We start from the raw sequence: 19,977 nt of genomic DNA on the forward strand, positions 1-19,977 counted from the left end.
GGATTTATAAGTGAGACCTCCCGTTACGGATGCATAACAGAAGGTCTTTTCACTATTTAGCAGCTTATATACTCTACTGAATCTTCATTGTATGATCAGAAGCTTCTCCCGTCATGGGTCCGATATGAAAAGTAAGGGTATCCCCTTTACGTTCGGTAAACCTAATTTGATCTCCAAAAAAAGGAACATCGTTGATCTCCGCATATTCCTGATCTGCTTTACCAAGCAATGTTTTGTAAAGTAAAGTCCGCTCACCCGTAGCACGATTAATATAGGTTAGCAATCCTTTTTTATTCGGACGAATAAGAATATACTCTTTGTCAACCGCTTCTACGAAGTATGTATCATCTTCGCTGCCCAGTTTTTTCAAATTGTATGTTTGAGAAATTTTCCCTGTACCATCTTCAAGTATACGTAATGTATCTCCATCCGTAAGAATAATTTCCTTCTTATTTACAGAAAGAACTGCATTTTCTTCGAAACGATTGAAATACTTCACATAGCTCTGTCTAATGACAGCACCATTCTTAATGACAACCGTAAAAGTCTGCTTATTCAGCATGGGCTCTCCATAATAATCAGAGATATTCAAAATAACGAGACCTTTCGCTGTTTTCGTAAATTGATACACGGGCTGACTATATATTTCTTTTTTAAAATCATAGAGTTGGTTTTTCTTCCCCTTTGCATTGGTTGTAAAAAGTTTGCCCTCCTGGCTAATCTCGTATCGCAATCCACCATAAACGCTGGAATCATTCCCCGAATAGATACCCGTAGCGGACAACTTTTTAGCCAAGCGGTCATATGTCAGTCCTTCTCCCTGCAGTGCGGATACAAGAAAAGAAGCGGGCAAATATATCTCTTGTCCATTCTTAAAAGGAGCTGCTGACATCGTAATTCCCTTGCCATTAACTACTGCCTGCTTACTGTTTAGTCTAACAGCTACATTCATGGTGGGACTGAGGACCGTAACTCTTTTCCCTGATTGATCTAATGCAGCGGATAATGAAAGATCCTTACTGATCTGCAGAAGCGGCAAATAAGATACCCCTTGCTTGATTACTGCTTTTCCTTCAATAAAACTCCCTGAATCTAATACTAGTTCGTAGGAAGGACTTGAAGCAGCTGCTCCTTGTACGGGCTGGGATGTGAATAATAGACTTGCTGCAATAACAGCTGTCCCTATCTTAAGAACTTGTGATCTCTTCATCTCCCCTTCTCTCCCTTCATTCTCTGTACTGTATTCATGCATAATACATATAACGTTGTTACATGAATTTTGTTTCAGAGGTTGGGAAAATAAAATAGACTATGCATCTTGTGAATTAAATGCGTAGTCTATTCTTAGGGGCATGATAAGCAATTATGTTAGTCAAATAATTTTCTGTTTTTAAACGTTACCTTCCCATTCCTTAAAGAATTGATTTAGGTATTGTTCCATAAACTCATGTCTTTTTTCAGCAAGTTCAATTCCATGTTTTGTGTTCATTAAATCCTTGAGCTTTAGAAGTTTCTCATAGAAATGGTTAATTGCTGTATTTTTGCCTGTACGATACTGTTCTTGTGTCATGTCTTCTCTCGGTTTTATGTCAGGATCATAGATTAAATGTCCTTTCGAACCGGCATATACAAAAGCTCTAGCCACAGAAATTGCACCAATTGCATCCAGCCGATCAGCGTCTTGAACAACCTTGCCTTCAAGCGTACGCATAGGCGGATTATGCCCGCCATTATAAGACATATTCCCAATAATCTCGAGTACATGCGAGCAATCTTCATCAGATACGTGATGTTCTTTAAGCCATGTGTCTACCTTATCCATCCCCGCTTCTTTGGAAGGATTCAGTTTCTCGTCTGCGATATCGTGCAAATAAGCAGCCAGTTTGCAGATATATAGATTCGCTCCTTCTGCGATCGCGATTTTCTCTGCTGTCTGAACAACACGGTAGATGTGCCAATAGTCGTGCCCTGTACCTTCTCCGCTAAGTTCTTTCTTTACATATGCTTCCGCTGCTTCAAGCAGAGCTTCTTCTTGTTGTGTAATTACCTTTTGATTCATATCCTATCTCCTGCTCTATACAATTATATACAACGATTTGACTGAAGGCTGCGCTGATAAATGCTTAAATATCGCTTGTTGCGCTTTATATTCGGCCATATGTAACGAAGACCCTGATTTCAATCAACCCAAGAATAATATAACATTTTGCAGGCGGTATTTGCTTGTTTATGAATCCATAGTTCTAGAGTGTTCATGACTACAGCTAGAAACAGCATAAAGACATAAACTAGAGAACGGCGGTGAAGCGTAATGAAATCACACTTTATTTAGCGGAAGAACATAACGAATTGGAACACTTATTGCATCAGTTGCTGCAGGGTCACCTGGTCTATCTATGTAACTGTAAGTACTTATATTTACTTATATGGTGAGTCTTATTCTTCAATAGAAACAAAGAGGCGGAATAATAACAAAGCTGCGTTTCTTACCTAACGGCATCTGAGTTCAATCAGCAGCTAGATTATTACTTAACGGAGATATAAATATCGACTTGACCATTCATGGGATCGACTGAACGCAGGTCATATAACTCAAAATCAAACTGAAATGCCCGCTCGTTATATTTAGACCATTCCCATATCTCCTGCCATGTCTCAACAACAACTTCTTGTACCGGACCTATACGGGTCGTAAACACCACATATTTGGACTCAGGAACTACCCATTCTTCTAAACCGGAAGGGACAGCGTGTCCTTCTACAATCTCTGTTCCAAGCGCGATTGTATAGCCACCGGTCTCATCTGATTCATACTTCGTATATAAGGCAATAATTGATGAATTTGTTTTGTTTGGTATACGTTCTAGTACATTGTTCGCATAAAAATTAGACCAAAGGGAAGGAATAACCCCTTCTCCCTTGAATTCAGCTTGGTTGTTGGTCTTGGCTGCCATACCCAAGAAACGAAATTCACGATGACGGATGACCTCTCTCTTACTCAGTAGACTTAACATAAATAGTAGCGCCTCCTAGATTACGGACTGATAGGAAATTTACAGCTCAACAATTCGACTTTCTCATTATAGAACAAATGTTCGCATAATACAAACATCAAATTTTTGTTCTTACTCTCTTCCCGCATCCCTGAACACTTCCTTTATCTAATTTATTCTATTCAGGTAAATCCATTTTATTTTCCAAATAATCTCCGATATTCGGTTGGCGTCATCCCTTCATGTTCAAGAAACCGACGATTAAAATAACTGGCGCTTGGATATCCTGTTTCGGAAGCGATCTGACCGATTGTTCGTTCTGTATGTTCCAGCAATGCTTGCTTCGCCATTTGAATACGGCACTGCGTTATAAAATCCATCGGCGTCATTTGCATCGCTTTTTTAAATAATTTACAAAAATAATGAACACTAACCCCTGCTTCTTCCGCCCAATCTTCCAAAATAAACGGACTTGCCGCTTCTTTTTGAATTTTAGGAAGCAGTTTCGTAATTCGGTCCGTAGAACGTCCGGTTCTGCTCTTCGTATGCGCTTCTGCTTGGTGGACAAACTCCGTAATTACGGCATAGGTTAGTGTAGACAGAGTAGTCGGGTTCAGCATTTTATGATTCTCCGCTTCGGTAAGCAGGTGAAGATGCGCTTTCTTCCATCCTTCCGGCTGACGGAGCGTCCAGATGCGGTGATCCTGAAACCCGCGTCCAAGCATATAGTCCGTTAAACTGCTGCTTCCATAAAAATGTACCCATCTAATATCCCAAGGTTCACTTGTACTACTGTAGTACCTCTGTTCCTGTAAAGGAAAGTACAAAAAGGCGTCACCTGCTTCGAGTTCGTATACAGCCCCCTCCATCTCCACATAACCTTTGCCAGCTGCTACAAAATGGATGTTAAAATTGTTTAGGGCCCCTTTTCCACGGGTTACCGAATGTTTCGGGGTATTGCTAAACATGCCGACAGACTCAGGGTAACAAAAAAATTGCTGATCCGTTATCGTAACTAAGTGACTTTGGCGTTCCATCGCTGGTCTCCCTTATAAAGACAATATTGTGTTAATAAACTGCAAAATATTATCATTTTAAATTTGAATAGAATTCAATACAATGACAATATCATGATAATAATATATCAGAAGGTGGTATAAACATGAATCAAACGTTACGTTGGGGCATTCTTGGAACAGCCAGTATTGCGAAAAGATCGGTAATTCCAGGGATTCGCGGATCCATCCGAAATGAAGTTGTTGCCATAGCAAGCCGTAATCAAGAAAAAGCAGATGAGGCCGCAAAAGAGTTACATATCGAAAACGCTTTTGGAAGTTATGAAGCATTACTCGCCAGTGACGATATTGATGCAGTATATATTCCGCTGCCGAATCATCTCCATCTTGAGTGGACTTTACGTGCGGCAGAAGCCGGTAAACATATTTTATGCGAAAAGCCGATTGCACTGAATGCAGCAGAAGCTGAGAAAATGGTGGATGCATGTCAGAAAGCTGGTGTTCATCTTGCTGAAGCATTCATGTATCGCCATCATCCTAGGTATCAAATGATTCAAGATGCTATTTCTTCTGGAGAGATTGGAGAGCTGCGCGGAATTCATGCGAACTTTACTTTTAATAGTGCCGCGAGCACCGAAAATATTCGCTATCATAAAGATTGGGGCGGCGGTTCGCTCTACGATGTCGGCTGTTATCCGATCAGCGTAGCAAGACTTCTCATCGGTCAAGAACCGGAAGCGGTAACCGCACAAGCATTGTTCTCAGAGAAGCATGGCGGAGTAGACATGATGACCTCAGGTTTTATTGAATTCCCGAATTCCATTTCTCTTATCTTTGACTGTGGAATGTGGGCTGCCTTCCGGAATGAAATGGAAGTACTTGGCACAGATGGGGTAATTAAAGTCCCTTCTGCTTTTGCGAGTGATAAAGACACCGATTCATCCTTCTCAATTACAGGAAAACTCGGTAATCGAGTGGTAGAAGTCCCACGCGTGAATCATTATTCCTTAATGGCTGATGATTTTGCTGATGTTGTGCTGGATGGAAGCAAGCCTAAGTTTGATCCACAAGATGCTGTTCTTAACATGAAAGTGTTGGAATCTGCCCTGCGCTCAGCCGAGCAACGGAAACGAATTGAACTATAGGGAGGAACCGTCCATGGAAAAAATAACGATCAAAGGTTCTCGCAAACCTGTCTCACGGCTCATTAAAGGAACGGATTATTTTCGTCATGACAACTATGATCAGGTCGTAACCAACCTTAATGCGTTCCTTGCGATTGGCGGAAATACCATTGACACTGCTCATATTTATTGCGGAGGACAAAGTGAAGAAGTTATCGGCCGGTATCTGAAAGAAATGAATAATCGTGACGAGATCGTTATTTTTACCAAAGGAGCTCATCCGGATCGTACGGGAGCAAGAGTTCATAAAGCAGCAATCGACCACGACCTGTCTGTAAGTCTAGAACGGCTTGGAACAGATCATATTGAACTATACGGTCTTCACCGGGATGATGCATCTATTCCTGTTGAACATATTATTGAAGCGCTCAATGAACATATTGATGCCGGGCGGATCGGGGCTATTGGCGCGTCAAATTGGACGTGGGAACGAATTCAGGAAGCAAATCACTATGCGGAAATAAACGGGCTGCAAGGCTTTACCTTCAGCAGTCCTAATCTTAGTCTAGCCAAAGCCAAAGAACCTTTCTGGCACGGCTGTGTCTCCGTTGATGAAGAGACAAGTAGGTTCCATGAACAAACCCAAATTCCTGTACTCTCTTGGTCTTCCCAAGCACGGGGGTTTTTCACAGGGCGGTATACGCCTGAAATCACAGATAACGAAGATTTGGTGCGTGTATTCTACAATGACGATAACTGGGAACGACTTCACAGAGCCGAGGAGATGGCTAAGAAAAAAGGAGTCACCGCCATCCAGATTGCTCTTGCCTATGTACTGAATCAAGCTTATCCAACCTGTGCCCTGATCGGTGCTCAGAATCCAGCAGAACTCGAGTCCTGCCAAAAAGGTGCTGAGATACAGCTTACACGAGAGGAAGTAGAGTGGCTTGATCTCTCCGCGAACTCTATTATTCAATAAACTTGTCATTCATTAAACTCGTCATTCATTGCTTCTCATGACTGAGTACACTAAACTGAACAATAATTGATATGAAACTGACATTTTTCTACGCATAGCAGCAATCGTTAAAGGAGAACTTTCGATGAAGACAGAAAAAGAAAAAATGCTCGCAGGGGAACTGTACTTAGCATGGGACGCTGAATTGACACAAGATCGTGAGCAGGCAAGACGTCTTACAAGAATCTATAATCAATCGACTGAAAATGACCCGGAACATCGGGCCGAGATCATGAGAAAACTACTTGGCACTGTTGGTGAACATTTCTATGTTGAACCCACATTCCGCTGTGACTACGGCTATAATATTCATGTAGGTGATCATTTCTATGCTAACTTCGACTGTGTCATTCTTGATGTATGCGAGGTAAACATAGGCAAATATTGTTTGCTTGGTCCAGGAGTTCATATTTACACAGCAACGCATCCCCTTGATCCTGTATCAAGATGTGACCGCGCTGAAGAATATGGCGCCCCCGTTACGATTGGAGACAAAGTATGGATTGGAGGACGCGCCATCATTAACCCGGGCGTTACGATTGGCAACAACGTAGTTGTGGCTTCAGGTTCAGTTGTAACCAAAGATGTACCGGATAACGTGGTTGTTGGCGGAAATCCAGCACGAATCTTGAAGAAAATTGAGGTAAGTCAAGACGCGATCTAGCATCTTTATTTTACCTAGAATAAAATAAAACGAAGAAGATCCTTCAATCCATTGAAGGGTCTTCTTCCATCTTACCTAGATAAGCAGGGATCGCTTCTCCTCTTCGCTGCAAGATTCGAACAATACGTGCCCGGTTGTAACGTAAGGACAGAATGCAGGGTACATTAGCGGCTAATGCATACACCACCATCCCCCATGCCACAGCCGGCATATTCCATAAGAAGAACAACGGTACCGGCAAAATGGATACATAATGGCACCACTCTCCTCTATAGGCCTCTCTTTGGTATATGTGAAGGTATGCGGTATCACTTTGCTCGATCCGCTGCTTCCTAAAATTCTGTCCTATCCATCCCGCTCCATCGGGCAATCTTTTTTTCCATCGTCTAATGTGCAGAACACGATCATAGAATGAAAGTTCATTGCTAGAAGCCGTTAAACTCAGCCCATCAAACCACCGTTCCGGTAGAACAGTGAACACATAGGAAATGCTAAGATGAAGAATAAACCATGCCGCAATATCAGCCACTATAGTTATCGGTCCTGACCACTCCCATATTTGCACCTATCTGCTCCTCCCCCGTATGAATCGTTTTTCAGTTAAAGCTGTACACTGCAATTCAAACACTACAGTTCAATCTCCCGATCTTTCCAATTCACTTTCTTCTTCACAAACGTCATCAACATAGATCGAATAAACAACATGAGAAAAAACAGCAGCGGCAATGGATAGCAACTCCACACCCACCAGCGAAAATTCCCTACTCTTCTGAGTAACACGGCTATCTCTAAAGCATAGAGACCATAGATAACCATTCCAATCAAAATATCCTCCGTAAAAAAGCGGTCTATTAAAAGAAGGAAGGAAGAAATCATACCCATGATCCAGACGATTACTGGCAGGAGCCGACGTAACCGGGTAGCAGCTGCCCCGGATGCCATACTTTTACTCCACCCTCGCCATAAAGAGCTCCAGCCCGCAGGATACATTCGAAAATACAAGACCGATATTCCTATATAATTTCGCACTTGATACCCTAATCTCGCAAAACATTTCCCAAGTGTATGATGATCGAGGATTTCCCCTTTCACAAGCTCGTGGCCGCCGCTTTCCTTATACGCATCTCTGCTGCAGACAATACAAGGACCAAACGCGCCTGTGCCATCTTTCCCACTGCCGATGGATGCAGGGATAATGACATTAAAAAAAGCGGACCACTGTTCATATGGACGCATCATCTGATGATAAGGCTGAACAGACAAGATCCCCTCTGTATAACGAGAAAGCAAGATTTCGATTCCATTGGGACTCAAAGTGATATCTGCATCCAGAAATATAAAAATATCGCCTTTCGCCACTTTCGCCCCTTTGGCACATGCATGGTTTTTACCAAGCCAGTCCTGCGGCAGCTCGCCTGGGTCCACTATCGTTGCTCCAAATGAGGTCGCTATTTCTGCTGTTCGATCTACAGAGCCGTCATCTACAACGATAACTTCAGCAGGCAGAACGGTTTGTTCCTGTATTGAACGTAGTAACGAAGTAAGATTGCCCTCCTCGTTCCGAGCAGGAATAATAATACTCACAGAAGGGAGCTGATCGACTTTTCTCTTCTCCCCCCTATCACTTTGATTATGTTTTGTTTGCTGAATCAAAGGCTTCATCCCACTTAACATGAGTAAGCCGGAAATCCATCCTGCAATAATCCATACATAGGTCACTTATAAGACCTCTTTTCTTTTAAGGAGTTGTGAACTTGGTTTAATCTCGTAAAAAAACGGAAAAGATGAATTTAAAAATATATACTAGCAACATTATGAACCTGAGCTGATGTCATTTATACAATTAACATGCATTTACAGCCTTGTGCATTAATATTAATGAACCAGTTACATGGTGATATAGAAAGGGTGTAATCCTGATGAGTAAAAAAGCAGTTGTCATTGGCGGCGGTCTTGGCGGTCTATCCTGTGCCATGCGTCTAGCTGCAGACGGATATGAAGTAGAGGTTCTTGAGAAGAATGAACGAGCCGGCGGAAAGCTTAATATCCGTTCTGGGAAAGGCTATTCTTTTGACACCGGGCCTTCCATTCTAACCATGCCTTGGGTTCTTGAACAATTGTTCCAGAGTACAGGGAGAAGACTAGAAGACTATATGAAGCTTGTTCGCGTTGAACCACAATGGAGGACTTTTTTCGAAGATGGTGTATCTATTGATGTCACAAGTGACCTCCCGCAGATGCTGTCTAATATTGAGGGTGTTTCTGAAGAAGATGCAAAAGGGTTTTTAAAATATTTACAGTACTGCCAGAAGCTTTATGATCTCAATCGAAGCAGCATTTACAGTAAGAGTATATCTGGTCTCGATGAGCTTCGCGGCATGCATACAGTAAAAGAATTGCTTGCAATGGATCCGCTTCGTACGATGTCTCAGAGTACATCAAAATACGTAAAAGATAAACATTTGCGTCAATTGTTCGACTTTTTCATTATGTATATCGGCTCCTCTCCCTATCATGCGCCCGCCGTACTTTCCCAGCTTGTGTATGTACAGCTTGGTCTTGGAATCTACTATGTTGAGGGCGGAATGTATAATATCGCAAGAGGAATGCTGCGCGTTCTTGAAGAACAAGGTGTTCCCGTAAGAACAAATGCAAAAGTTGCCCGTATTAATACCAAAGGTCATACGGCTACAGGGGTAACGCTCGAAGATGGCACAGTCATCAGTGCCGATCTCGTTGTATCCAACCTAGAGGCTATCCCAACTTATTATTCCTTGCTCAAAGATCAAAACGGAGCGATCAGTACAGCGAAAAAATTAAACAAATATGCACCAACCGTTTCCGGGCTTGTGTTGCTCCTTGGTGTGGACAAAACTTATGAGCAGTTACAGCATCACAATTTCTTCTTCTCAGCAAATCCAGAGAAAGAATTCCATGATATATTTAACAAAGGAATTCCGTCTGATGACCCAACCGTTTATATCGGTGTTTCCAGTAAATCAGATGCCTCACAGGCTCCGTCAGGCAAGGAAAATTTATTTGTGTTAACTCATGTACCGCCGCTGAAAGCGGGCAAAAGTTGGCAGGCTTATAAAGAGGAGTACCGTGAGCTGGTGCTGAACAAACTTGAACGAATGGGACTTACAGGTATACGTGATCATATTGAATATGAGTACACTTTTATTCCAGATGACCTTCAAAATTTATATGGATCAAACGGCGGTTCGATCTATGGAGTGGTCACAGACCGCAAAATGAACGGCGGATTTAAAATACCAAGTCAAAGTGAGCTAATGAGCAATCTTTATTTCGTGGGAGGTTCCACACATCCAGGGGGCGGAGTACCTATGGTAACCCTATCTGGGCAACTGACTGCCGACCTAATCAAAGAGAAGGAAAACACGAAGAAAGCCGCGAAACCCCACAAAACGAAAAAATCAGTATAAACAAACTCCTTACCCGATATCAAAGTGCATGGTTCTATGAAAATTAGAATCATGTGCTTTTTTTGCATGCCTAAGAAAGGTTCCTAAATCTTAAAAAATGGGGATGTGCGGAGCATTCTTTGCTGAGCCTGCATATGGTGTGAGATAAATATACCTGAAGCGGAGGCCACTCAATGAATAAGGACCCTATTTTAAAATCACCGAACCTTAACTTAAGCGCAGATTCAAACAAGACCATTAACTACAAGCGAGATGCAAATAATTATATAACACAAGTTTTTGGAGAGCAGCTCCCTGCGATCAAAACTGGTTTTTTCAATATCCATATGAACAAAGGTTTCATCGTACAGCCACACTGGCATACCAATGTAAATGAACTCGTCTTTGTGATCAGCGGTGAGGTGGTAACTTCCGTATTTGACCCCTTTACTCAGAAACTCAAATCTTACCGGATAAAGCCCGGCCAAGTATCCATGTTGCCGCTCGGTTGGTTTCACTGGATTGTAGCGATGCAAGACAACACCCACTTTCTTACCATCTTTGATGAAGCAACGCCGGATATTGTATATGGTTCCGACTTTCTACGTTTTACTCCCAAAGAAATTATGAGTCTTGCTTATTGCGTTGATGAAGAAAAATATGCTGCTGCCGTCGCACCGATTCAGGAATCTATCATATTAGGACCTCCGCTCGGATGTAAGAAACGAACTGACTCTGCAGAGCCATCCCCTGAAAACCGGACAATACCTCATTCGTCTCATTCATCTCCTCCACCACAACCATCTCATTCATCTCATCCATCAAATCCATCTCATTCATCTCATCCATCAAATCCATCTCATTTATCCCACCCATCGCATCCCTCATATCTATCGCATTCCTATTCTCTTCCGCAAAGTCCCATCTCGTCTCCTCAAGGATATTCTTCCGACGGCTATAGGTGGAACCAGGCCCACCCTTTTAATTACTATGTTCCGCAGGAGAATAATCATCCTTATAAAACGTACTAGAACAGCACTAGCCAATTGACAGATATGACGAAGAAAGAATACGAGAATCTAGAATTTTAGAACACGAAGTTTTAGATTATCATAGCTGCCCAAATTGTGTTCTGCCGAGCAAATGATAAGTGGTAACCAAAATAAGATGTTGCCTGTAAAGTACAGACAGCATCTTATTCAAGTTGCTTCGCTTTTTAAAAAATGCCCTTTACAAGGGGTACGGTTTATACATAATCAGTCTTCTTTATTCATCGACTATTTATATCACGCGGGTTTTCAACCGGTTGTTGCTTTGCTCTCTGCAGGTTTGAAAGTGTAACCGTTAATAGGTCTTCTGAGACCTAGGTTGTCACGCAACGTGTTACCTTCATATTTCGTACGGAACAAACCTCGCCGCTGCAGCTCAGGTACGACCAGATCAACAAAGTCCTCAAGTCCTCCTGGCAAATATGGCGGCATGATATTAAAACCGTCTGCTGCACCGTTTTCAAACCATTCTTGCAGCTGATCAGCAATGGACTCTGGCGTTCCAAGTATTTCACGATGTCCGCGTGCCCCCGCGATATGTTGATACAACTTCCGAATACTCAAACCCTCGCGGTCTGCCAAACTTTTTAACAACTGGAACCGACTTTTCCCCCCATTTATTTGTTCAAGCTCAGGCAGCTCAGGCAGCGGACCATCCACAGGATATGGACTTAGATCAAAGCTAATGAGCCCAGATAACAGGGCAACACCCGCTTCCACAGGAATAAGTTCCTCAAAACGTGCTTTTTTCTCCTGAGCTTCTTCCTCTGTTCTGCCAATGATCGGGAAAACACCCGGCATTATTTTGAGATCAGATGGTTTTCTTCCGTATTTGGTAAGACGCCCTTTCACATCACTATAAAAAGTCTGTGCCTCTTCTAATGTCTGCCAAGCCGTAAAAATAACTTCGGCTGTACGTGCAGCAAGTTCCTTACCAGGTTCTGAAGCTCCCGCTTGGATAATGACAGGATGACCTTGAGGGGGACGGCCCACATTCAGCGGTCCTTGAACAGAGAACCATTTGCCTTCATGATTCGTCTTGTGAATCTTTGTCCGATCCGCAAACTTTGCCTCTTCCTTATTCGCAACCAGTGCATCATCCTCCCAGCTATCCCATAGCTGCTTGACCACATCAACGAATTCCTCTGCACGCTCGTATCTCAGTTCATGCAGAAGGTGTTTCTCAAGACTGAAATTGCGAGCCTCATCCTCTGATCTAGAGGTAACCACGTTCCATGCTGATCGTCCGCCGCTGATATAATCTAGGGAAGCAAATTTACGGGCGACATGAAAGGGTTCATTGTAAGTGGTTGAAACCGTGGCAGCCAGGCCAATATTCTCCGTATCTGCAGCAAGTGCAGACAACAGCGTCAGCGGCTCGAGCCGCACCTGAACCGTTTGCTCCAGCGCAAGCGGGAATCGCTCATGCACTGCATATCCATCAGCGAGGAAAACCATATCAAACTTCCCTCGCTCCGCCGTTTGTGCCACCTGTCTGTAAAAACCATAATCGAGTACTCCTTTAGCATTGCTGTCTTCGTACCTCCATGAAGCCACATGATGCCCGGGAATCATTAAAAATGCGCCAAGATGCAGTTTGTCTGTACGTGCCATTTTACTTCCTCCTCTAAATATAAAATATATTTATGAATTATTTCGTCTTCCAACCAGAGAAACGTCTTTCAAGCAGCACAAGCCCCTGATTAATGAAAAGGCCAAGTGCGGAGATCGTCAGAATACCGGCATACATCTCAGGAATTTGAAAATTATACTGAGTGTAATTAATCAAATAACCAAGCCCTGCTTTAGCTCCCACCATTTCAGCTGCAATGAGTACAAGAATCGAGGAAGCCCCTGCAAGCCGAATACCGGTAAAGATGGAAGGCAGTGAAGCGGGCAAAATAACTTTGATGAATAACTTAAAGGGGGCGAGTCCAAGTGAACGAGCCGATTTAACAAGTAACGGATCAACATTTCGCACTCCATTGACGGTATTTAGAAGAATAGGCCAGGTGCACGCGAATAACACAATTGAAATCTTCGATGTTTCTCCAATTCCAAGAATCAATATAAAGACAGGTAACAAAGCAAGCGCTGCTGTATTCCGGAACAGCTCTAACACGGGACTTAAAATGACGGCAACCGGCTTGTAATAACCGATTAGGAGACCAATAGGAATAGAAAATAGGATAGCTAACAACAGCCCGCTAATACTGCGTACAATGCTTGCCTGAAAGTTCTCAAGCAGTGCACCTGATAGAACGAGGTCCCACCACGCCGCAAGGACTTTCGATAATGGCGGTAAGAAGGTCCCATCTACCAGAGCAAGTCTTGGGGCGAGCTCCCATACGAACGCAAGCACAACGATAGCAGCAGAACCTCTGATGCCGCTAAATACAGCAGACTTCACTTGAGACGAAGTATTCTGGATCTTGTTACCCCTGCTCTTTACCTCAGACCTCAATGTAATCTCGTTGTTACCAGTACCCGCTTCCACAGGTGCAGCAGGATGCGCTGCACGCACAACGATCGATTTGTTCATGCTCATAACACAGCAACACCTTTCTTATTTTCATTTTGCAGTTAATTAACTGCTATTTCATTTTCGCCTTATTGTTCTCCAGTGAAGTTCCCTTACTGCGGTCAAAAGCTTGTGATCGCTGCACTTCTTCTCTAAGCTCACTCCAAATCTCATGCCGGAGCTTGCCAAATTCGGTCCCTGAACGTATATCCTCTTCCATGGTCCGAGAAGCGAGTGGAATATCAATAACACGCTTGATCGTTCCGGGTCTAGCTGTCATCACCGCCACCCGTTGCCCCAGATATACGGCTTCTTCAATGCCGTGCGTAATAAAAATAATGGTTTTGCCTGTCTGTTCCCAGATCCGCAGCAATTCGTCTTGTAACGATTCTCTGGTCTGAGCATCTAGAGCTGCAAAAGGTTCATCCATTAGTAGCACCTCGGGATCAAAGGCAAGACTACGGGCAATGGCTACTCGCTGCTTCATCCCGCCAGAAAGTTCATGTGGATAACGATTTTCAAATCCGGATAAACCAACGAGGGATAGATAATGACGCGCTCGTTCCTTTCTTTCCTTCGCGCGAACTCCTTTCGCTTCAAGTCCAAACTCAATATTGGCTTCGGCAGTGCGCCATGGAAATAAGGCATACTGCTGAAACACGATACCTCGATCCAGTCCAGGACCTGTTATTGGCTTTCCATCCAGTAAAATCTGACCAGAAGTAGGCTTAGACAATCCAGCAAGCAAATCAAGCAAGGTAGACTTTCCGCAGCCGCTTGGACCTACGATTGCCATGAATTCACCTGGGCGTACCTCCAAGTTAATGCGATCTACCGCAGTGAATTCTGAGACTCCCTTACCTTCTCGTACGGAAAAACGTTTGGTTACATCCTCAAAGCTAATTTTGGAATATACATTCGTTTTACCGTTGTTAGGTGCAATAATATGATTATTTTCACTCATCTCTGCGGTGCTCCTTTCTTTATGGCTGCTGTTTTATTTTTTATCTTCGTCCTTAAAAGGATTGAACTCGTTAGTGAATAAATCTTCAAATTTTACGTTTCCAGCTTGATCATCACCACTGCTCTCTAGCCATTTCCTCCATATTTCAAACTCCTCTTCACGGATTGTGCCTCCTTTACCTGCAATACCTGATGATTTCCAGTACTGCAGATTGGCCCCATCCTCCTGTCGGCCGCGTTTGTTAACGATATCTGTATACCGATTGATGACCGTCTCTCTCGGCTGAGTTCGAGCCCATTCAATGGCTTTCGCCGTTGCTTCTACAAATTTTCTTACGGTGTTTGGATTTTCTTTAATAAATTGCTTCGTAAAAACAATCGTGCCCGCGCTTTGAGTTCCGAATAACTCGTAATCGCTGAACAGTGGACGTATCCCGCCCCGATCTAGAGCCCGGTCCCTTAGAATTCCGCCCAAGACTGCCACCTCAATCTGATTAGCACGCAGGGATTGTTCCGTATTTACTGGAGGCAGGGCGACAAGCGTCACCTGTTTGATTTCTTCCTCTGTCAATCCTCCCCTAAGCAAATATTCTTTCAATACAAATTCAGCATGTGCGCCGAGTGTATTCATCCCCACCTTCTTGCCAATCAGGTCTTTAGCGCTTTTGATTGGACTTCCCTCCAGAACGTAATATCCGTTGAAGGTTAACTCATCCATGCCGTAATAACTAATGACGGACTTAATTGGTGCTCCTGCAGAGATAAGTTTAATTATCGCTCCATTAAAAGCTCCACCAAAATCGGACTGTCCTGTAGCTGCTGTTTGAATATCCTGCGGTCCGCTGGTCGTATTGCCAATCCATTTGAGTTTAATCGGAGCCAAGTATCCGAGATCTTCTGCAAGCTCGGGATAGGTCACAGCTCCCGTTGAGCCTTGATAACGCAGCTCCAGTGTTTCAATTCCCCCCTCTTGTTCAGAGGATGCTGAAACAACTTTACTATCATTGCTGCAACCGGCTGTCAGCAGGGCTGCTGATATCACCGCGATGAGGATGTGAAGCGATCTGCCTCTCATCCGCTTTCTCTGTTCTACCCTTGGTACGGTTGAATACCCTCTGCCTTCTAACTGACCCATCTTCTAGCCTCCCTTGTTATTCTATCCTTTGCACTTTGATCCTCAGGTTCTGTCTCCCGGATACAAAAAAAGACGCAAGCGGCAGAAAATATCCCTTTCTGCTGCAATGCGTCTCCGGTAAAACCGGTCAACCTTACAATCCCTATATATTTACTTTGATTTATGAATTGAATCATAACAGAGTCTTTTTATTTCGTCAATAACTAAAAAAGGATGACTGCCAGCAGCGGCAATCATCCCGTAAAATACTATCCGAAATTTAAATTTTTAGTTAAGATGTACACGCAAAACGGCTTCAGACATAGCGGTTACGGAACCTGCATTGTCCAGAGGCTCTACACTCTTAATTGCATCTACTCCGTCAGGAATCAGAACAGGAGTAATTACCGGATATCCTGCAGCCTGAATAGCATCCATATCGAACTCAATCAGAAGTTGACCTGCTTTCACTTCATCTCCTGTACTAACATGAGCTTTAAATCCCTCTCCTTTGAGAGATACGGTGTTAACACCAATGTGGATGAGAACTTGTGCTCCTGAAGCATGCTCTAAAATAACAGCATGTTTACTTTTTTCAATTAAATGAGCAACTTTACCGTCAAAAGGAGCTACCACTTTTCCTTCGGTTGGTTCAATTGCAATTCCTTCTCCCATTGCTTTTTGTGCAAATGCCGGATCGGGAACCTGATCTAAAGGAACCACCTTTCCTGTCAAAGGAGCCATCACTTCAAGTAGTTCGAGTTTTGTCTGTGTCTTGCCTTTTAACCACTTAAACATACAATCTCCTCCAGTCTATCTATCCAAGTCTATTTATGTAGTACATTATTATTATATACTACTACGCTTTTTCATGCATTTATGAGGATTAGCTCTACCTTTTATCAATCAGCATTTATGGGCTATTCATCCAGCACTTCATATTTTATTTCATCAGCTTGATATCTATGATCTTTATATTGATACGTTACAATGAGTTCCCCCGCGGCAGATGTATTTGTATAGTTCGCACTTGCTCGCATCATTAGTTTCCCGTCACTCACCATGTATCTCTCCCATGCACCAAATCCAAGTCCATCATTCAAACGTAACTCGCTCGCGTTGGATTCGTTAATCGCTTGAGTGATGGGCTCTTTGTGCCCTTTGATCTTCAGGCTAATCTGTATCTGATTCTTACCTGCCTTAATCGTGGACTCTATATTCTCATCCACTATCTTTTTAAGCGAATCGATCTTCTCCTCTTTCCGGGGTACTGGATTCCATACTCTAGCTTCTTGATTGAATACTCCTGTTCCATACCCCAGTGTGTTCACGACAATAATCTCTTTGTGTCCGTCTCCTGAAATATCTTCCGTACTTATTTCAGGTTTATAATTCCATCCCCACATCCCTCTCCAATCAGGAAAGGAATAGGTTTTTCCTGAGAATTTCAGCTTCATCCCTTCGATAAAATCATCTTCCCCTATTTTCATGGGAAGCAGTGTAATATCTGGCTCTCCCTCAGGATGCATTTTATAATAATTTGCTGTAGTAAATGCTGCCGCAACATTGTCCTCAGATAAGGTTACCTTAGCTCCCGACATCTCTGCCAATAAGGTGGCTGGAACAAAGATATTGCCTTTTCGCAGTTCAGCCGGTGTTAGAAGTCGAACCGGATCAGCACTGGTCTTAACTAGCTTTTCTCCAGCAGTGATTATATATTTTTTCCCTTGTGATTTGACCTCTGCTCTTTTATGGACGTTATCCCAAGTCAGCTCCACGTTCGCTAATTCATGGATCATTCTTAGCGGAAGAATATACACGTCATTCTGAATAGCAGCTTTAGATCCGTAGGAAGAACTTTTATCATCTATAGTAACCTCTTTTTGCATTTCTCTTGCATCTGCTAATGATGCCGCAGCATAAGAGCCAGCAACAACCGAAAAGAGTAGTAAACCAGATACAATATGACTCCAACATTTTTTCATAAGAAGAACCCTTCTTTCTAATCCCATTGTATTCTTTCTATACATTAAACACATAGGAAGATAAATAGTTGGATTTCACCCATTTTTTTGAGATATGTTCATCATTTTGTAACCAACTTCATACTACACATGGGAAAAATTTAAATATAATAGGAGCTTGGGTAGAGTGTGTTCTTACTGTCAGAATGGAGGTTAACCTTATGGAACTTGCTCAGCTATCCTATTTTATTAAAGTTGCCGAACTGGAACATGTGACCCGTGCTGCTGAAGAGTTACATATGGCACAGCCCGCATTAACCAAAGCAATTCGTCAGTTGGAAAAAGAACTGAATACCCCTTTGTTTGATCGACTGGGTAAATATATACGTCTAAATGAGAATGGAAGAATTTTTTTAAAGTATGCGACAGAAGCTTTACAGCTGCTCGAGGAAGGTAAAAAGCAGTTGCAAGATACAACAGATGGTAAAAAAGGTTCTGTTCAGCTGGCAATCGACGTACATACTCAAGATGTTCCCGAACTTATTATGAAGTTCAAAGAGAGTTTTCCCGAGTTTGATGTAGCCATTGTGCCTTATGTAGAGGGAAGTTATCATCATGACCTGTGCTTGACTAGTATGCCGGTCATACCGCAGACGATGGAAAGAGTTTGTTTATACAATGAGGAACTCCTTCTAGCCCTGCCGGATTCTCACCCGCTTGCCAGCCTAGAGACGATTCATCTGCAAGCGGTTAGGTATGAATCCTTTATAATGGCCCCTGGTTCAAGCAGCCTGCGTGTCATTACAGACCGTTGTTTTGCAATGGCCGGCATACAGCCCTCTATCGCATTAGAGAGTGAGGACCCCCTTCTTGTAGAACGTATGGTTGCCGCAGGTCAATTACTTGCGATCGTCCCTGCGAGATCCTGGACCTCATCTGCTTATACAGGTATCGTGCTGCGCCGCATTGTGAATGCCGGCAGTTCAAGAACGGTATCGCTATGCTGGATGAAAGGACATTATTTATCTTGTGCCGCGGAGAGGTTTAAAGAACTAGCGATACAGCATTATAAAGAAAAACCCTCAGTAACGGTCTAAGACCTTACACTGAGGGTTTTTGTTCTAGGACTTTGAGATTCCGAGCAGAACTGCAGAAATAATAATAAGAATAATTCCGATAGAGATAAATACGAGTTGTCGTTTTGTCTTATGCTCTTTTAATATAAAGATCCCGCCTAGTGTAGCTACGACTACACTCATTTGAGAAAGGGTAAAGCTTGTAGCCACCCCGACTTTATCTTGAGAGATAAACAAGAACATATTCCCCGCTGCCCAAATAAGGCCCGGTAAAATATTTTTCAGTGCATAGGTGTTAAATGGTTTTTGTTTTGCCGTGAGGACGATACCGCCAATCACCATTCCGATCCCCTGCGGAAGCAGCACATCCCAACCATCTACTCCAAATAAACGAACGATAACAACATAGACAAGATAACCAAAGGTAGATACAAGTAATATAAGAATACCTTTTTTCAAGTTTCCTTTATCGTCGTCTTTGTCGTTTTTTCCTTTAATGGATGTAAAAACTACTCCGGTAACAATAAGTACGAGTGCAATGATTCCTAATGTGACGGATTTCCCTGAATTCCATTCGTTAAAGATAAAGGCCCCAAATAACGTCGTCGCCACCAGCTGCATACCGGTAGATATAGGCAGTGTTTTGGAGACACCCATCACATCAATCGTTTTTAGCTGTCCACCTTGTCCCAGAACCCAGAAGAACCCGGAAATGAGACCAATGATTATTGTCTTCATATCCAGATGAACCGGATCATATATGTATAATCCTACCGAAAATAGCAAAGCACCTAACGTAGTTCCGAGCGTTTGGGTGTAAGGTCCTCCCCCAATCTTCACATTAACTAAAACAAGACTCCCCCAGAATATAGCGGGTAAGATTGCATAAAAAATATCCATATTCCTAATCCTTCTCTCTATATAAATATCAAAGAAATGTCTTTAAAGGTTCATAATTATATACGTAATTATGAACCTTTAAAGACATGCTCAATATTATGTAAACAAATTTATTGCTTTTGAATTAGGTAATTAGAAAAGAAAATGAAT

The 19,977-nt window shown here is 42.8% G+C and carries 19 protein-coding genes; 6 read left to right on the forward strand and 13 right to left on the reverse strand.

All coding sequences use genetic code 11. From position 1 onward, the window contains the following. Positions 1 to 73: 73 nt before the first annotated feature. The 4 genes from GQY27_RS01640 to GQY27_RS01655 all read right to left on the reverse strand — a co-directional run bounded on the left by GQY27_RS01640 (position 74) and on the right by GQY27_RS01655 (position 4,030). Positions 74 to 1,210, reverse strand: a complete 1,137-nt coding sequence (locus GQY27_RS01640; protein ID WP_160031767.1) for a stalk domain-containing protein — start codon at positions 1,208 to 1,210, stop codon at positions 74 to 76. Between the two features lie 180 nt (positions 1,211 to 1,390). Continuing rightward, positions 1,391 to 2,059 carry an HD domain-containing protein gene (locus tag GQY27_RS01645; RefSeq protein WP_160031768.1) on the reverse strand — a complete coding sequence of 223 codons (669 nt, stop codon included), beginning with the start codon at positions 2,057 to 2,059 and terminating at the stop codon, positions 1,391 to 1,393. Between the two features lie 466 nt (positions 2,060 to 2,525). Continuing rightward, on the reverse strand, positions 2,526 to 3,014 hold the full coding sequence (locus GQY27_RS01650; RefSeq protein WP_160031769.1) for a GyrI-like domain-containing protein: 489 nt from the start codon (positions 3,012 to 3,014) through the stop codon (positions 2,526 to 2,528). A gap of 176 nt (positions 3,015 to 3,190) precedes the next feature. Beyond that, positions 3,191 to 4,030: a helix-turn-helix transcriptional regulator gene (locus GQY27_RS01655; RefSeq protein ID WP_160031770.1), complete on the reverse strand. Its 840-nt coding sequence runs from the start codon at positions 4,028 to 4,030 to the stop codon at positions 3,191 to 3,193. Positions 4,031 to 4,155: 125 nt separating this feature from the next. Between GQY27_RS01655 and GQY27_RS01660 the strand changes: the two genes are divergently transcribed. The 3 genes from GQY27_RS01660 (at position 4,156) to GQY27_RS01670 (ending at position 6,815) form a co-directional block, all read left to right on the forward strand. Beyond that, positions 4,156 to 5,154: a Gfo/Idh/MocA family protein gene (locus tag GQY27_RS01660; RefSeq protein WP_160031771.1), complete on the forward strand. Its 999-nt coding sequence runs from the start codon at positions 4,156 to 4,158 to the stop codon at positions 5,152 to 5,154. Between the two features lie 13 nt (positions 5,155 to 5,167). Further along, positions 5,168 to 6,112 carry an aldo/keto reductase gene (locus tag GQY27_RS01665; RefSeq protein ID WP_160031772.1) on the forward strand — a complete coding sequence of 315 codons (945 nt, stop codon included), beginning with the start codon at positions 5,168 to 5,170 and terminating at the stop codon, positions 6,110 to 6,112. Between the two features lie 124 nt (positions 6,113 to 6,236). Next, positions 6,237 to 6,815: a sugar O-acetyltransferase gene (locus GQY27_RS01670; protein WP_160031773.1), complete on the forward strand. Its 579-nt coding sequence runs from the start codon at positions 6,237 to 6,239 to the stop codon at positions 6,813 to 6,815. A gap of 43 nt (positions 6,816 to 6,858) precedes the next feature. Here the strand turns inward: GQY27_RS01670 and GQY27_RS01675 are convergent, their stop codons facing one another. Together GQY27_RS01675 and GQY27_RS01680 are read right to left on the reverse strand one after the other, a co-directional pair. Continuing rightward, positions 6,859 to 7,380 (reverse strand): glycosyl-4,4'-diaponeurosporenoate acyltransferase CrtO family protein, encoded by a 522-nt coding sequence (locus tag GQY27_RS01675; RefSeq protein WP_160031774.1) that lies wholly within the window; start codon positions 7,378 to 7,380, stop codon positions 6,859 to 6,861. Between the two features lie 62 nt (positions 7,381 to 7,442). Then, complete coding sequence (locus GQY27_RS01680; RefSeq protein ID WP_160031775.1) at positions 7,443 to 8,534, reverse strand: glycosyltransferase family 2 protein; 1,092 nt, start codon at positions 8,532 to 8,534, stop codon at positions 7,443 to 7,445. Positions 8,535 to 8,734: 200 nt separating this feature from the next. On the opposite strand from GQY27_RS01680, the gene GQY27_RS01685 reads away from it, so the two are divergent. Next, positions 8,735 to 10,261 (forward strand): phytoene desaturase family protein, encoded by a 1,527-nt coding sequence (locus GQY27_RS01685; protein WP_160031776.1) that lies wholly within the window; start codon positions 8,735 to 8,737, stop codon positions 10,259 to 10,261. 173 nt (positions 10,262 to 10,434) lie between these two features. Then, complete coding sequence (locus tag GQY27_RS21965) at positions 10,435 to 11,271, forward strand: cupin domain-containing protein (protein WP_160031777.1); 837 nt, start codon at positions 10,435 to 10,437, stop codon at positions 11,269 to 11,271. Positions 11,272 to 11,538: 267 nt separating this feature from the next. On the opposite strand, the gene GQY27_RS01695 is transcribed toward GQY27_RS21965, so the two are convergent. The 6 genes from GQY27_RS01695 to GQY27_RS01720 form a co-directional block, all read right to left on the reverse strand. Continuing rightward, entirely contained in the window at positions 11,539 to 12,903 is a 1,365-nt protein-coding gene (locus GQY27_RS01695; protein WP_160031778.1) for an LLM class flavin-dependent oxidoreductase, read from the reverse strand. A gap of 37 nt (positions 12,904 to 12,940) precedes the next feature. Further along, positions 12,941 to 13,837 (reverse strand): ABC transporter permease, encoded by an 897-nt coding sequence (locus GQY27_RS01700; protein WP_236570433.1) that lies wholly within the window; start codon positions 13,835 to 13,837, stop codon positions 12,941 to 12,943. A gap of 46 nt (positions 13,838 to 13,883) precedes the next feature. Next, positions 13,884 to 14,774 carry an ABC transporter ATP-binding protein gene (locus tag GQY27_RS01705; RefSeq protein ID WP_160031779.1) on the reverse strand — a complete coding sequence of 297 codons (891 nt, stop codon included), beginning with the start codon at positions 14,772 to 14,774 and terminating at the stop codon, positions 13,884 to 13,886. A gap of 33 nt (positions 14,775 to 14,807) precedes the next feature. After that, on the reverse strand, positions 14,808 to 15,908 hold the full coding sequence (locus GQY27_RS01710) for an ABC transporter substrate-binding protein (protein ID WP_442950869.1): 1,101 nt from the start codon (positions 15,906 to 15,908) through the stop codon (positions 14,808 to 14,810). Between the two features lie 267 nt (positions 15,909 to 16,175). After that, complete coding sequence (locus tag GQY27_RS01715) at positions 16,176 to 16,685, reverse strand: PTS sugar transporter subunit IIA (RefSeq protein WP_160031780.1); 510 nt, start codon at positions 16,683 to 16,685, stop codon at positions 16,176 to 16,178. 122 nt (positions 16,686 to 16,807) lie between these two features. Beyond that, a complete protein-coding gene (locus GQY27_RS01720) occupies positions 16,808 to 17,872 on the reverse strand; it encodes a stalk domain-containing protein (RefSeq protein ID WP_160031781.1) in 1,065 nt (354 codons plus the stop codon). A gap of 200 nt (positions 17,873 to 18,072) precedes the next feature. Here GQY27_RS01720 and GQY27_RS01725 point away from each other — a divergent pair, with 200 nt between their 5' ends. Next, positions 18,073 to 18,948, forward strand: a complete 876-nt coding sequence (locus tag GQY27_RS01725; RefSeq protein ID WP_160031782.1) for a LysR family transcriptional regulator — start codon at positions 18,073 to 18,075, stop codon at positions 18,946 to 18,948. A gap of 24 nt (positions 18,949 to 18,972) precedes the next feature. Here GQY27_RS01725 and GQY27_RS01730 read toward each other — a convergent pair whose 3' ends face one another. After that, positions 18,973 to 19,827, reverse strand: coding sequence for a GRP family sugar transporter (locus GQY27_RS01730; RefSeq protein ID WP_160031783.1), 855 nt, complete (start codon positions 19,825 to 19,827; stop codon positions 18,973 to 18,975). Positions 19,828 to 19,977 lie beyond the last annotated feature (150 nt).

The sequence above is a fragment of the Paenibacillus sp. An7 genome, from assembly GCF_009870785.1.
In the GTDB taxonomy this organism is placed as follows: Bacteria; Bacillota; Bacilli; order Paenibacillales; family Paenibacillaceae; genus Paenibacillus.